A 12851-nucleotide genomic window follows, 5' to 3' on the forward strand; every position below is an offset into this window, starting at 1 on the left:
AGGAACGGACTGCCATGTCAGCAGCCGCGGCGCCGGCCGCACGGGTCGGCGACCCCACCGGACACCCGGGCACGGTCGGGCCGCCCGGTGTCCCGTCCGTGCTCATCGGCGGCCTCCCCGCCGCGACGGTCGGCACCCCGCACGTGTGCGCGTCGCCGCCGCCCGCGGTGCACCCGCCGTCCGCGCTCGCGCCGCCCGGCAGCACCTCGGTGCTGATCGGCGGGCAGCCCGCCGCCCGCGTCGGGGACCTGGCCGCCTGCGGCTCACCCGTCGTGTCGGGCTGCCCGACGGTGCTGATCGGAGGCTGAGCGTCCATGGGCCAGCAGTTCATCGGCGCGGGCTGGGCCTTCCCGCCGCGTACGGACGCCACCGGCTCCATCGCCCTGGTGCGCGGCGAGCACGAACTGGAGGAGTCGATCCGGCTGATCCTCGCGACCTCACCGGGCGAGCGGCCCATGCGGCCGGAGTTCGGCTGCGCCATCAACGACTACGTGTTCGCCCCGGCGGACGCGGGTACGGCCGGTCAGCTCGCGTACGAGGTTCGGCTGGCGCTGGACCGGTGGGAGCCCCGGATCGAGGTCACGGAGGTCGTCGTCCGCTTCGACGAGGCCGACAACGGGGTCCTGTACATCGACATCGGCTACACCGTACGGGGCGCCAACGACCCCCGGAACCTCGTCTTCCCGTTCTATGTGATCCCGCAGCACGAGGAGGTGGACGGCGCGTGACGCTGCCCAGCCCGCATCTGGACGATCGCCACTTCCAGGGCCTGGTCGACGAGGCGAAACGGCTCGTCCAGCAGCGCTGCCCCGAGTGGACCGACCACAATGTGTCCGACCCCGGCGTGACCCTCATCGAGGCCTTCGCGACCATGGTCGACCAGCTCGTCTACCGGGTGAACCGGGTGCCGGAGAAGAGCTACCTGACCTTCCTCGACCTGATCGGGGTCCGACTGCACCCGCCCACGGCCGCCCACACCGATGTGACGTTCCGGCTCTCCGCGCCGCAGCCCGAACCGGTGCGGGTGCGGGCCGGTACGGAGGTGGCCACCGTCCGTACGGAGACCGACGAAGCGGTCGTGTTCACCACCGTCCGCGAACTGTCCGTCCTGCCGTGCGAGTTCGCCCACCTCGCCACCTGGCCGACGTCCGGTGACGCCGCCGACCGTACGGAGGAACTCACGCTCGGCCGGGCCGTCCCCTGCTTCGACACGACGCCCACGCCCGGCGACGCCCTCTACCTGGGCCTGTCTGCCGCCGTTCCGTCGGGCGTCGTCGTGCTGCGGCTGGACTGCGCGGTCGAGGGCGTCGGCGTGGACCCGCTGCGGCCGCCGCTGCTCTGGGAGGCCTGGGACGGCAGTGCCTGGACGGTCTGCGAGGTCGAGAAGGACGACACCGGCGGCTTCAACCGGTCCGGGGAGCTGATCCTGCACCTGCCGGAGGGCCACACGCCGGCCGTCGTCGTGCGCCGGACCGGCGGCTGGCTGCGCTGCCGGCTGGTGGAGGCCGTCCCCGGGCAGCCCACCTACATGGCGTCCCCGGTGGTGCGCCGGATCACGGCGTTCACGATCGGCGCGACCGTCGGGGCCGTCCACGCCGAGACCGTCACCGACGAGGTGCTCGGCCCGGCCGAGGGCGTACCCGGGCAGACCTTCACGGTGAGCCGCCCACCGGTCGTCCCCGGCGAGTTCGTCGTCGAGGTCGCGGACCCGGCGGGGAGCCCGCAGGGCACGGAATGGACCCGCGTCGACGACTTCGCGCACTCCGGCCCCGACGACCGGCACATCACGCTCGACCCGAACTCGGGGCGGGTCGAATTCGGTCCGGCGGTACGGGAGCGGGACGGCTCCGTCCGCCACTACGGCGCAGTGCCGCCGAAGGGTGCGACCGTACGCGTGCGTTCGTACCGTACGGGCGGTGGCCTGCGCGGCAACGTCGCCCGCTCCACGCTCCGGGTGCTGCGCAGCGCCATCCCGTACGTGGCCCGGGTGGAGAACCGGCGGCCCGCGCTCGGCGGCGTCGACGGCGAGACGGTGGACAGCGCACGGGTGCGCGGGCCCATGACACTGCGGACCCTGCACCGGGCCGTCGTACCGCACGACTACGAACTGCTGGCCCGCGAGGTCGCCCCCGACGCGTCCCGGGTCCAGTGCATCCCGGCCGGCGGGGAGTCGGACGTCGAGGCGGGCGGGGTGCGGCTGCTCGTCGTGCCGGCCGGGCGCAGCGACGAGCAGGGCCGGATCCAGTTCGACGAACTCGTCCCGCCGCAGCACACCCTCGCCCTGATCGCGGGCCATCTGGACGAACGGCGGCCCATCGGCGCCCGGTTGGTGGTCGAACCGCCCTACTACCAGGGCGTCACCGTGGTCGCCTCGGTCCAGGCCCGCCGGGGCGTCGTGCTGGAACGGGTACGCGAGGAGGCGTTGGCGGCCCTGTACAGCTACTTCAACCCGCTGAGCGGCGGACCGGGCGGCGAGGGCTGGCCGTTCGGCCGGCCGATCCAGTCGGGCGAGGCGTTCGCCGTCCTGCAACAGGTGCCGGGCGTGGACCTGGTGGAGGACGTACGGCTCTTCCCCGCGGACCCCGTGACCGGGCAGCGCGGCGAACCGACCACGAAGATCGCGCTGGACCGGCACGCACTGGTCTTCAGCTACGAGCACCAGCTCCGGGTACAGGAGGCCTGACCGTCATGCGTACAGCCGTGAACGGCCTGCCGACGCCGCACCCGCTGATCGAACAGCTCCCGGCGGTCTATCTGGAGCAGGACTTCCTGCGACGGTTCCTCGCGGCGCTCGACGAGGTGCTCGCCCCGGTCCTGCTCTCCATCGACAATCTGCCCGCCCACCTCGATCCGCGCAGCGCGCCCGAGGACTTCCTCGCCTGGCTGGCCCAGTGGGTGGCCGTCGACATCCGCCCGGAGCACCCGGCCGAGCAGCGGCGCGCGACGGTGCGCGGCGCGGTCGAGCGGCACAGCAGGCGCGGCACCCGGCGCGGTCTCGCGGAGGCGGTGTTCCTGGAGACCGGGATCGAGCCGGACATCGTGGAGAGCGGCGGTACGGCGTGGTCGTCGACGCCGCACACACAGTTCCCGGGCGGCCCGCGGCCGTGGGTGACGGTCCGGGTGCGGGCCGCACAGCCGTACCAGGTCGACCGGGTGCGGCTGGAGGAGCTGATCCGTACGGAGATTCCGGCGCACGTGGGCTTCGACCTGGAGGTCTCGTGATCTGCGAGGCGTGCGGACAGAGCAATGCGCCGGGGACACAGTTCTGCAAGTCGTGCCAGGCGTTCCTGGAGTGGGAGGGGACGGGGGACGGGTCTCGTCCTGCGGCCCCTGTTACGCCAGTTGCGCCGGCCGCGCCTGTTACGCCGGATCCGCCCGTTGCGCCCGTCTCCACGCCCCAGCCACCACCGGGACCACAACCGACCCCTCAGCCCCCCGTCGTGCCGACCCCTCCAACCCCTCCAACCCCTCCAACCCCTCCGACCCCTCCGGCCGCCCCGCGTCGTCCCGGAGACGAGCCGGACGAATCGGTGCCCGGCCCCGAGGCGCTGCCCGACGTACCCCCGGACCCCCCGCACGCACCCCCGGGCCCGCCTCCCGTCACCCCCGTCCGCTGCCCCAACTGCCGTACGGAGAACGACCCGGACCGCACCCTGTGCATCCGCTGCGCACTGCTCCTCGACCCGGGTGCGCCGCCCGAGGTCCGGCCTCCGTGGTGGCGCCGGATCCTCCGCAGGCGACCGCGCCAGGCGCCCACCGCCGGTACGCGGCCGCGGCGCAGGCTGTGGCGCCGCCCCCGACTGACGCTTCCGATCCTGCTGATCGTGGTGGCGTGCGGCGTCTGGTTCGCTCTTCCGCATCTGTCCGGCTGGTTCGGCTTCGCCAAGGATGAGACCGGAACGCCGGAGGCGGTGCCGCCCACCCGGTTCCGGGCCTCCAGCACGGCGCCGGGCCACCCGGCGGGTGCGGCGTTCGACGGTTTCAACAACCGTTACTGGGCGCCGTCGGCCGCGGGCCCCGAAACGGGCGTGGGCCAGTACCTGGAGTGCGACTTCGAGCAGCCGGTACGGGTGCTGAAGCTGGTGGTCTTCTCCGGTACGTCGACCAAGATGGACGAGTTCCTCACCCAGGCCCGCCCGGCCAGGATCACCGTCCAGCTCACCTCCGCCGACGGAACCCGGGTCACCAGGAAGCTGCGGGTCAAGGACCAGCCCGGCCAGCAGACCTTCGACCTGCGCGGTTCGGAGGTCGTCCGGGCCCGGCTCACCACCGACACCACCTACGGAGCGGGCAAGGACCGCCGACTCGCCTTCGCCGAGGTCGAGTTCTTCGGCCGAAGGCCGTGAAGTGCTCTTCGCGTCCTCCTAGAATGCGTACGCCTCTGCCCTTCCTCGCGGGTACGGCCGTACGGCCCGCTCGGCGGTGTTCCCCGTGATCGGAGTCCTTCATGTCCGCAGGTTCAGATACGCCCGTGTCCCGGATCGACACCAGCAGGCCGCACCCGGCACGGGTGTACGACTACCTTTTGGGCGGCAAGGACAACTACCTCGTCGACCAGGAGGTCGGCGAGAAGCTCCCCGAAGTGGCCCGGCGGGCCTGCCGGTTGAACCGGGCGTTCATGCACCGCGCATCCGCCTGGGTGGCCGGGACGGGCGTCGACCAGTTCCTCGACATAGGCACCGGCATCCCCACCGAGCCGAACCTGCACCAGGTCGTCCAGGCGGTCAATCCGGCGGCCAAAGTCGTGTACACCGACAACGATCCGATCGTCCTGCGGCACGCGGAGGCCCTGCTGACCAGCACACCGGAGGGCGTCACCTCGTACATCGAGGCGGACGTCCGCGACCCGGAGGCGATCCTCGGACACGCCCGCGGGATCCTGGACTTCAGCAGACCCGTCGCGCTGTCCCTCATCGCGCTGATGCACTTCATGGCGGACGAGGAGGACCCGTACGGCATCACCCGGCACCTGGTCGACGCCCTGCCGTCCGGCAGCTACCTGATGCTCTCGCACGGCACCGCGGACTTCGTGCCGGCCGAGCTGTCGGACCGGATCAGCGGCACGTACCGGGCGGGCGGCATGACGCTGCTCCCCCGTAACCGCGCCCAGGTCGAGCGGTTCTTCGAGGGGCTCGAATTCGTGGCCCCCGGACTGGTGTCGGGCCCCGAGTGGTACAAGGACACGGAGGCTCCGGAGTACGAGCCCAATGGCGTGTACGTCGGGGTGGCACGGGCCCGCTGACCCGGGCGACGCCACGGGAGCCGGCCCCACGCCACGGGACCCGGCCCCACGCCATGGGACCCGGCCCGGCGCCACGGGAGCCGGCCCGGCGTCGGGACCCGGCCCCGCTCCGGGCTTTCGGGCGTCACTCCGTGCCCAGGCCCACCAGCGCGTCCGCGTGGGCGAGACCGCTCTCCTCGACGACCTCGCGCGCACTCTGCGCCTCCCGCACGAGCGCCAACCGCACCCGTCCGTCGGTGCCGGTCCGATAGCCGTAAACAGCGGGCCGGGGCAGCGAGTTGTACGAGAAGTGCGACGAGAAATAGTACGCCCCGGTGTCGTACAGCGCCACCACGTCGCCGGGCTCGATGACAGGCAGCTCGCGCGCGGCCGCGGTGAGGTCCCCGGCGAAGCAGCAGGGCCCCGCGATGTCGACGATCTCGGTCGGGCCCTGCTTGGGGCGGCCCGCGGCGTCGAAGACCCCGACGCGCAGCGGCCAGGATTCGGGCATGAACACGGTACGGGCAGCGACCTGGGCGCCCGCGTGCGTGACCGCGATCTGCCGTCCCCCGGCGGACTTGGTGTATTCGACGACGGTTCCGATCGTTCCGCTCTTGGCGAGCAGGGAGCGTCCGAACTCCGTGACCAGGGTGTAGCGGCCGTCGAACAGCCCGGGTACGGCGTCACGGAGTTCGGCGACGTAGTCGGCGTACGTCGGCCGGTCGTCCTCGCCCGCGAAGTTCACGGGCAGGCCGCCGCCGATGTCGAGCCCGGTGATCCGGGCGTGGCCCAACTCGGTGTTGATGCGTTCGGCCAGTTCGTAGGCGGCGCGGATGCCCTGGGCGATGAGCGGCAGCGGGCAGCCCTGGGAACCGACGTGCGCGTGCAGCCGGTTGAGCCAGGGCCGGCGCGCGAAGGCGTCGATCACCGCGTCGACGGCCCCCGGATCGCGCAGCGCGACACCGAACTTCGAGGTCGCCGTCGCGGTGCTCATCGCGCCGATGGCACCCGCCCCCACCTGCGGGTTGACCCGCAGCCCGATCGGTCCGGCGGGTTCCCGCCCGGCCAGCAGGCGGTCCACCCGGGCCAGCTCCTGGAAGTTGTCCAGGTTGATCGCGATGCCATGGGAGAGGGCCGTCTCCAGCTCCTCGACCGTCTTCGCGGGGCTGTCGAAGACCAGCCGGTCGTACGGGAATCCGGCCGCCAGGGCCTGTTCCAGCTCACCGGGCGAGGCCACCTCGCAGCCCATCCCCGCATCCGCGAGCAGCCGGAGCACCGGCACCAGGCCGCACGCCTTGGCGGCGAACGTGTGGTGCACGGTCGCCGGACCGTCGAACGCCTCGTTCAGCGCGCTCACCGCGGCCAGCACGGCGTCGACGTCAAGAAGGCCGACGAGGGGGGCGCCGGGGCCGAGCAGCCCGTCCTCGACGGCACGCGCCAGCGCCGCCGCACGGGCGCTGCCGCGCTGATGGGCCGAACCGGAAGTCACGTGAACCACACTCCGTAGGTCGGTCGTGCACTGCGTCCGCCGAGCGGCAGGCCGCCCCGCACCACAGCTTCGGTGCCGGAGCGGCAGGCCGCCCCGCACCACAGCTTCGGTGCCGGAGCGGCAGGCCGTCCCGCACAGCTTCGGTGCGGGAGGCCCGGTATGTCTTCGTCCTGGGCGACCATGCGGGACCGGTTCGGCTGTGCCGTCCGACAGCGGAACGATCACCGTGATCGCCCGGCGGGCCCGTCCTCAGCGGTCCGACGGGCGAGCCGCAGACCGATGTCCGCCAGCAGGCGCACGGTGGGGTCGGCCAGATCCACGCCGAACAGGTCCCGGGCCCGGCGCAGCCGGTACCGCAAGGTGTTGGGGTGCACGCCCAGGCGTTGCGCGGCCCTGGCCGTGTCGCCGAACGCGTCGAGGTGGGCGGCGACCGAATCGCCGTACTGCGAACCGTGCACCCGATCGTGCTCCACCATCGCGTGCACCGGCCCCGCCAGCGACTCCCACAACGGCTCCACCCCGTCGAGCAACCGCAGCAGCGCCGCGTCGGCGCCCACCTCCGCGTATCCCGCGACCGCCGACACCACCTCGGCGGCGGGCAGCGTGGCGGCCCGCTCCCGCAGCACCCGCACCACCAGTTCCGCGGCCTCGCGCGACGCGGGCAGCGCCGACAGGTCCGCCACCACCGGCCCGACGCCCGCGAACACAACACTGCGCGGCACCGAGCGGACCGTCGCCGGCAGGGCGCGCGCCGGATCGGTCTCCCCGTCCCCGGCGGGCACCAGGACGTACAGCCGCCGCCCGGACCGCGCGGTCACGCATCCCGGCCGGTACGCGGCGGCCCGCAGCGCGAGTACGTCCAGCACCCGCTGCCCGGCGGCGAAGGCCGCACCGGAATCCTCGCTGTCGTGCGCCTCGGCGACCAGTACCGCGTACCGGCGGCCCGGCACGACGCCGAGATCGTGCGCGGCTCGGACGCTCCCCTTCAGGAGCGCGTGCACCGCGTCCTCGCGCGCTCCGGTCGCGGCCCGGCCCCACGTCCGGTGGTGGAAGAGGTGGGGCACGGCGGCCCGGGCGGCCGTGCGCAGCGCCGCCGCCGCGTCCTCGGCGAGCGGCCGGCCGTCGGCGGCGGCCCAGATGGACCCGAGCACCTCGGACCCGTGGCGCACGGCGATGGCCAGCCGCTCGGCGGACCGCTCGTCGGCGGGGCGCCGCACCACGTCGTCGGTGCCCCAGAGCGCCTGGAAGAAGCCGCTCTCGCGGAGTTCGACGACCCGCCAGCGAGGGACCTCCTGACCCAGGATCGTCAGCCGCCGCATCGGATCGGGCTCGTGGTCCATCCGCGAGTACGCCAGCACCCGCGACTGCGGATCCTCGATCGTGATCGCACCGCCGACCAGGTCCGCCACGGTATTGGCCAGCCCCGAAAGGTCGCCGAGCCGCAGCCCGTCCGACCCGTCCGACCCGGCTGCCCCGTCCGACCCGGCCGTCCCGGCGGTCCGGTCCACCCCGGCGCTCCGGGCGGGGGCGCTGTGCACCAGAGCCGTCCGCAGCTGACCGAGCACCTCCGCCCACCGCTGCCCCGGCCGCCGGGTCAGCAACGCCGTACGGCCCCGGCCGGCCGCCTCCACCAGCGCCGTCCGCGGCCCGCGGCTGCCCCGTCGCAGCACCACGGCCGCGGCCCCGGCCCGCTCCGCGTCGCGCAGCACGTCGATCGCGTCGGGCGAGGCGACCTCCACCCCGACCGCGAGGAGGATCGCCCCGGGCGCCGCCCAGGCACCGTCGTCGTCCCGTTCCTCGCCGGGATCGTGCAGCACCACGTCGGCGACCTCCACACCGGTACCACGCGGCGCGACGACGACGTCGAGCATCCCGGGTGCGATCAGCCCGAGAAGCTGCTCCAGCGAGGGCCACGCGTCGTTCCGGTCCGGTTCATGCGCAGGCATCCACCCATCATGGTCGGCGGTCCCCGACGTGGGTCACTACGGGGCGCGACACGCGGTGGCGACACGCATCACCTGCTCCCGCTGGGCCTCGGCGGCGTGCGGGTTGTACAGCAGCGACTCTTCGCCGTGCATGGCGAAGACATCGGGTGCGAGGAAGGCACACTGCGCGTACCCCTGACACCGGTCGAGATCGACGACAAGCCTCATCAAGGGGCCGCCCTTCCTGTGAGTACCCCCGCCTCAGCCTGCGAGCGTCGTTCGGGACCCGCGAGCAATGGCGGACCAATGGGATCACCGATCACCTGCCCGGAGCGCACGGGGCGATCGGCGGCAGAAGGCGCCGACGGGGCCCCGCGCGCGCAGGAAATTCAGAACATTTCTCAGGAAGAGGCAGCAAACCCCTTGACCTGGCCCAAATAGTGAGGAAAATCATCAATACACCAGAAAACCAGAGCGAGCCGCACCGTCGGTGAAGACGTTCACTGAACCGCGTGACCCACTCGTTGGCTCTGGCCAGGCCCCCGGCAGATCCTCTCGATCCCGGAGTTTTCAGCGACGGCTGAAATTCACGGAAACCCGAAGGACTACCGGGGACTGCATGTGTGCGGGCAGTTTCGGTCGCCCGGCCGCGGCCGGGCGTGGGCTGCCGTGGAAGACCTGGCTGGTATGCCAGGAGCGGTGGGCCGCGGCGACGGGCGGGACCCCTGGCTGAGGGCCGGTGAGCGCACGGCCCCCTCGAATTCGCCCGCCGGCGGTGGGGCCCTTCGCCTGCTCCAAATGTTCGTCCGGGGGCCGGCGCTCTGAGCGGCGGAACTTCATTCCTTGGCTGTCGCCACCGTGACCGCCCGGACCCTCAGTGCCACGCGTCCGGGCAGGGCGGTCGCGACGAGTGCGAGGAGTCCGGCTCCGGCGACCACCGTGACGTACACGAGCGGTGCGACGGCCGGTGCCGCTCGGCCCGTCATGCCGATGCTGAACGAGTTCAGGACGGCCAGGGCGATGGCGGTGCCGAGGGCGGTGGCGAGGAGGAGCACCGACAGTGCCTCGGTACGCAGCATGCGCAGCACCTGACGGCGGGTTGCCCCCGCGAGACGCAGCAGCGCGAACTCCCGGACGCGCTCGGAGACCGACATGGCGAGTGTGTTGACCACCGCGATGGCCGTGAAGGCCAGTACGAGCCCCATGGTGAGGAAGTTGACCTCGGCATTGGTCTGCTGACGCTGCGCCTGGAGCGAGTCCGCGGCGGCCGGGGAGAGAACCTGGAGTCCCGGGAACTCACGTAGCGTAGTCATGAGTTGTGTCTGTGTGCGGCCTGTGCTGACGAGGAGGGAGGGGGAGAGCGGGTTGTCGACGTGGCGGGCGAGCAGGTCGTGCGCGAAGGTGAGGTCTCCGAAGCCGAGGCCCCTGGAGTAGACGGCGACGACGGTGAGCGTGGCGGGTGTGCCGTCGCCGAGCGTGAGCTTCAGGGTGCTTCCGGGTTTCAGGTGGTGCTGGTCCGCGGCCAGTTCGCTGACGGCGACAGTGTGCTCGGTGAGCCTGTGGAGGGATCCGGCGGTGACGTCCGGATCCCAGGTGCGGGCGAGACCGGCCGGGGTGACGCCTTGGGCCGCGTACTTGTCGAGGCCGACCCGCACGGTCGTACGGACCACTTCGGTGACGACGGCGTGGTGGGTACGCAGCTGTCGTGCCGCCTCGGACGGGACACCGGCCCCCTGGGAGGCGACCACCCAGTCGGCGCGGATGCCCTCACGGGTCTGGGCGCGGGCCGCGTCGCCGAGGGTGGGCTGCAGGAACAGCACCGTGCAGGTCATGCCGATGAGCAGAGCGAGGGGGGTGACGACGGAGGCCATGCGGGCGGCGTTGCCGCGGAGGTTGGCGCCGGCGAGCCTGCCACCGGGGCCGGCCAGGCGCAGCGGGACGGTGAGGAGAAGGGCGGCTGCTTTGACCAGGAGCGGCCCGAGCAGGGCGACGGAGGTGGACAGGACGACGACGGTGAGGAACGTCATCGGTGTGGAGGCGGGCTCGGTGTGCAGGATGCTGAGCAGGGCTACGAGGGCGGCGCCGCCGACGAGCAGCAGGAGGCCGGCGAGGAGACGACCCCAGGAGGGCCGGGTGGCTTCGGTCCGGGCTTCGGCGAGTGCCTCGGCCGGCCGGATCCGGGCGACGCGGCGCGAGACGATCCGCGCGGCGGCCCAGGCGCCGAACAGGGTCACGGCGACGGCGGCGAGCGGTGGCAAGAAACCGGCGGTGTGCTGCAGCGTGGTGGGCACAGCGCCCAGGGCGGCGAACCTGCCGTGCAACCAACCGCCCAAGGGGAGCCCCACCAGGGCCCCGGCCGTTCCCGCGGCCGCTCCGACTACCAGGGCCTCCCACCCGAGGAGCTTGCGGATCTGGCCGGAGGTGGCGGCGATGGCGCGGAGCAGGGCGAGTTCGCGGTTGCGTTGCTGGACGGAGAGCGCGAAGGTTCCGACGACCACGAGCACCGCCACGAGCAGCGAGGCGCCACTCATCGCGCCGCCCATGCTGACCAGCTTGATACGCGCCGCAGCGGCGTCCAGGAACTCCACCGGACCACGGGCGTCTTTGGCGCTGACCTGGGAACCGGTGCCATGCAGAGCCGTGGCCACGGCGTGCCTCAGCCGACCCGGATCGGTGCCCGCGTCCGGGATCACACCGAACGCGGTGACCTGCCCGGGGCGGGCGGCGAGACGGCGAGCCTCGGCGGTGGAGAAGAACAGGGACGTCTGGTGGCGAACGGTCGTGGCGGGGGCGGCGATACCGCAGACGCGGTAGGAGCGCGGGGCCTGCGTCGACTGGACGGTGAGACGGTCACCGGGTTCGAGACGGGCGCGCTCGGCGAGGTAGCGGTCGACGACGATATCGGTGTCGGCCGTGGGGGCATCACCCGCGATGAGCCGGTACGGCGTCAGCGCGGCGGACTCCCAGGCGTGCCCGTAGGAGGTTCTGCCGCCGGTGCCGTTCGGGGTCAACGGCTCGGTCATGAAGGTGAGTTCGGGGATGACGCGGGCGACACCGGGTGTGCCCGCCAGGGTGCGTCCGATGTCGGCCGGGAGCCAGGCGCGCTCGGCGACGGGTTTGGCCTTGTGTTTGACCTTGGTCTTGTCCTTCTTCCGCTTGACGGTGGTCTGGTGGACGTTCTGGTCGGCGGAGACCACGATCGGGGCCGCGGCATAGCGCTCGGTTCGGATGGTGCCGCGCAGCCCCGTCTCGAGGAGCGTGCCGCAGGCGGTGATCAGGGCGGCCGCGCACATCAGGGCGAGGAAGGCACCGAGGAAGCCTGCCTTGCGTGCGCGGACGGTTTTCACGGCGTAGCGAAGCATCATGAGGGATCGGCCTCTCTTCCACTCTGTGCGGTGTCGTGCTTCTGGTCGGCTCCGGAGCTGCCGTCGCCCGTCGGCTCGGGGGCGGGGAAGGCGAGGAACCGTGTGAGCAGCGTGCGTGCGCCGGGTGGGGTCTCGGACTCGGGCCGCTTGTAGCGGTTGAGGAGGGCGATGTACTCCTCGAAGAACTCCCTGAGTTCGGGAAGCGTGAGCCGGACGGTGCCGCGCGAGTAGGGAAATGCGTCCGCCCAGGGACCGTCGTCGGCGTCGCGCTGAAGCCCCTCGAAGAGTTCCAGGTCGGCGGCGTACGCATGGTGGTTCAGCTCATCCAGGACGTGCCGCATCTCGGGACTTTGGCGGCTGCGTGGCGGGAAGCGACGGTCGCCGGGAATGACCCGCCACCAGCGCTCCCGGTGCCCGGTCGATGTCCCGTCCGTCTCCTCGACGAAGCCGTACCTGGCCAGCTCGCGCAGGTGGTAGCTGGTCGCCCCGGTGTTCAGTCCGAGCGCCCGGGCGAGCGTTGCCGACGTCGCCGGGCCGTGCAGGGCCAGGTGCTGAAACACACGCCGGCGGCGTGGGTGGGCGAGTGCCTTGAGTGCGGCGAGGTTGCCGAGTTCGACAGGTGCAACGGAGGCGCGTCGCGCCTTTGGGGGTTCGTCGGCGCCGGGTTCCTGGGACATGCCTACACAGTCGTCTGTGCACAGGTATCTGTGCACTGCGGTGGCCCGGCGTCCTCAGAGGGGGGTTTTCCCCACCCGAGTCCGGCAAGTCGGCGAGGGGGTCCGGCCCCTGTGCGACATCCCCGCCGACCGGCCAACGGGTGATCTGGGTCGATGAGTTCGGCCGCTCAACCT

The 12851-nt window shown here is 72.4% G+C and carries 11 protein-coding genes and 1 pseudogene; 6 read left to right on the forward strand and 6 right to left on the reverse strand.

Annotated elements, in window-relative coordinates:
* Window positions 1–14: 14 nt before the first annotated feature.
* The 6 genes from OH735_RS19270 (at window position 15) to OH735_RS19295 (ending at window position 5242) form a co-directional block, all read left to right on the forward strand.
* On the forward strand, window positions 15–308 hold the full coding sequence (locus OH735_RS19270; protein ID WP_406382762.1) for a PAAR domain-containing protein: 294 nt from the start codon (window positions 15–17) through the stop codon (window positions 306–308).
* Between the two features lie 6 nt (window positions 309–314).
* Complete coding sequence (locus tag OH735_RS19275) at window positions 315–728, forward strand: GPW/gp25 family protein (RefSeq protein ID WP_389984076.1); 414 nt, start codon at window positions 315–317, stop codon at window positions 726–728.
* On the forward strand, window positions 725–2683 hold the full coding sequence (locus OH735_RS19280; RefSeq protein ID WP_406382763.1) for a putative baseplate assembly protein: 1959 nt from the start codon (window positions 725–727) through the stop codon (window positions 2681–2683). Before OH735_RS19275 ends, OH735_RS19280 begins: the two co-directional genes overlap by 4 nt.
* Before the next feature lie 5 nt (window positions 2684–2688).
* The gene (locus OH735_RS19285) at window positions 2689–3222 is read left to right on the forward strand and encodes a phage tail protein (RefSeq protein WP_406382764.1); all 534 of its coding nucleotides are present in this window, start codon (window positions 2689–2691) and stop codon (window positions 3220–3222) included.
* A gap of 308 nt (window positions 3223–3530) precedes the next feature.
* Window positions 3531–4346: a discoidin domain-containing protein gene (locus tag OH735_RS19290; protein ID WP_406382765.1), complete on the forward strand. Its 816-nt coding sequence runs from the start codon at window positions 3531–3533 to the stop codon at window positions 4344–4346.
* Between the two features lie 101 nt (window positions 4347–4447).
* On the forward strand, window positions 4448–5242 hold the full coding sequence (locus tag OH735_RS19295; protein ID WP_406382767.1) for an SAM-dependent methyltransferase: 795 nt from the start codon (window positions 4448–4450) through the stop codon (window positions 5240–5242).
* Between the two features lie 124 nt (window positions 5243–5366).
* On the opposite strand, the gene OH735_RS19300 is transcribed toward OH735_RS19295, so the two are convergent.
* From OH735_RS19300 to OH735_RS19325, 6 genes and pseudogenes are all read right to left on the reverse strand, one after another.
* The gene (locus tag OH735_RS19300; protein WP_406382768.1) at window positions 5367–6710 is read right to left on the reverse strand and encodes a diaminopimelate decarboxylase; all 1344 of its coding nucleotides are present in this window, start codon (window positions 6708–6710) and stop codon (window positions 5367–5369) included.
* A gap of 221 nt (window positions 6711–6931) precedes the next feature.
* The gene (locus OH735_RS19305; protein WP_406382769.1) at window positions 6932–8656 is read right to left on the reverse strand and encodes a PucR family transcriptional regulator; all 1725 of its coding nucleotides are present in this window, start codon (window positions 8654–8656) and stop codon (window positions 6932–6934) included.
* Between the two features lie 36 nt (window positions 8657–8692).
* A complete protein-coding gene (locus OH735_RS19310; RefSeq protein WP_406382770.1) occupies window positions 8693–8863 on the reverse strand; it encodes a ferredoxin in 171 nt (56 codons plus the stop codon).
* A gap of 342 nt (window positions 8864–9205) precedes the next feature.
* Window positions 9206–9388, reverse strand: a pseudogene (locus OH735_RS19315) (hypothetical protein); the annotation flags it as partial.
* Window positions 9389–9471: 83 nt separating this feature from the next.
* Entirely contained in the window at window positions 9472–12000 is a 2529-nt protein-coding gene (locus tag OH735_RS19320) for an ABC transporter permease (RefSeq protein WP_406382771.1), read from the reverse strand.
* The gene (locus OH735_RS19325) at window positions 11997–12677 is read right to left on the reverse strand and encodes an ArsR/SmtB family transcription factor (protein WP_406382772.1); all 681 of its coding nucleotides are present in this window, start codon (window positions 12675–12677) and stop codon (window positions 11997–11999) included. The genes OH735_RS19320 and OH735_RS19325 overlap by 4 nt, the downstream gene beginning before the upstream one ends.
* Window positions 12678–12851: the final 174 nt, after the last annotated feature.

Origin of the sequence: Streptomyces sp. NBC_01618 (assembly GCF_045209435.1) — a bacterium.
In the GTDB taxonomy this organism is placed as follows: Bacteria; Actinomycetota; Actinomycetes; order Streptomycetales; family Streptomycetaceae; genus Streptomyces.

Coding starts and splice junctions, on each gene's coding strand:
- OH735_RS19310 (WP_406382770.1), bottom strand. CDS start 8,863: ATGAGGCTTGTCGTCGATCTCGACCGGTGTCAGGGGTACGCGCAGTGT.
- OH735_RS19295 (WP_406382767.1), top strand. CDS start 4,448: ATGTCCGCAGGTTCAGATACGCCCGTGTCCCGGATCGACACCAGCAGG.
- OH735_RS19275 (WP_389984076.1), top strand. CDS start 315: ATGGGCCAGCAGTTCATCGGCGCGGGCTGGGCCTTCCCGCCGCGTACG.
- OH735_RS19285 (WP_406382764.1), top strand. CDS start 2,689: ATGCGTACAGCCGTGAACGGCCTGCCGACGCCGCACCCGCTGATCGAA.
- OH735_RS19325 (WP_406382772.1), bottom strand. CDS start 12,677: ATGTCCCAGGAACCCGGCGCCGACGAACCCCCAAAGGCGCGACGCGCC.
- OH735_RS19270 (WP_406382762.1), top strand. CDS start 15: ATGTCAGCAGCCGCGGCGCCGGCCGCACGGGTCGGCGACCCCACCGGA.
- OH735_RS19320 (WP_406382771.1), bottom strand. CDS start 12,000: ATGATGCTTCGCTACGCCGTGAAAACCGTCCGCGCACGCAAGGCAGGC.
- OH735_RS19305 (WP_406382769.1), bottom strand. CDS start 8,656: ATGCCTGCGCATGAACCGGACCGGAACGACGCGTGGCCCTCGCTGGAG.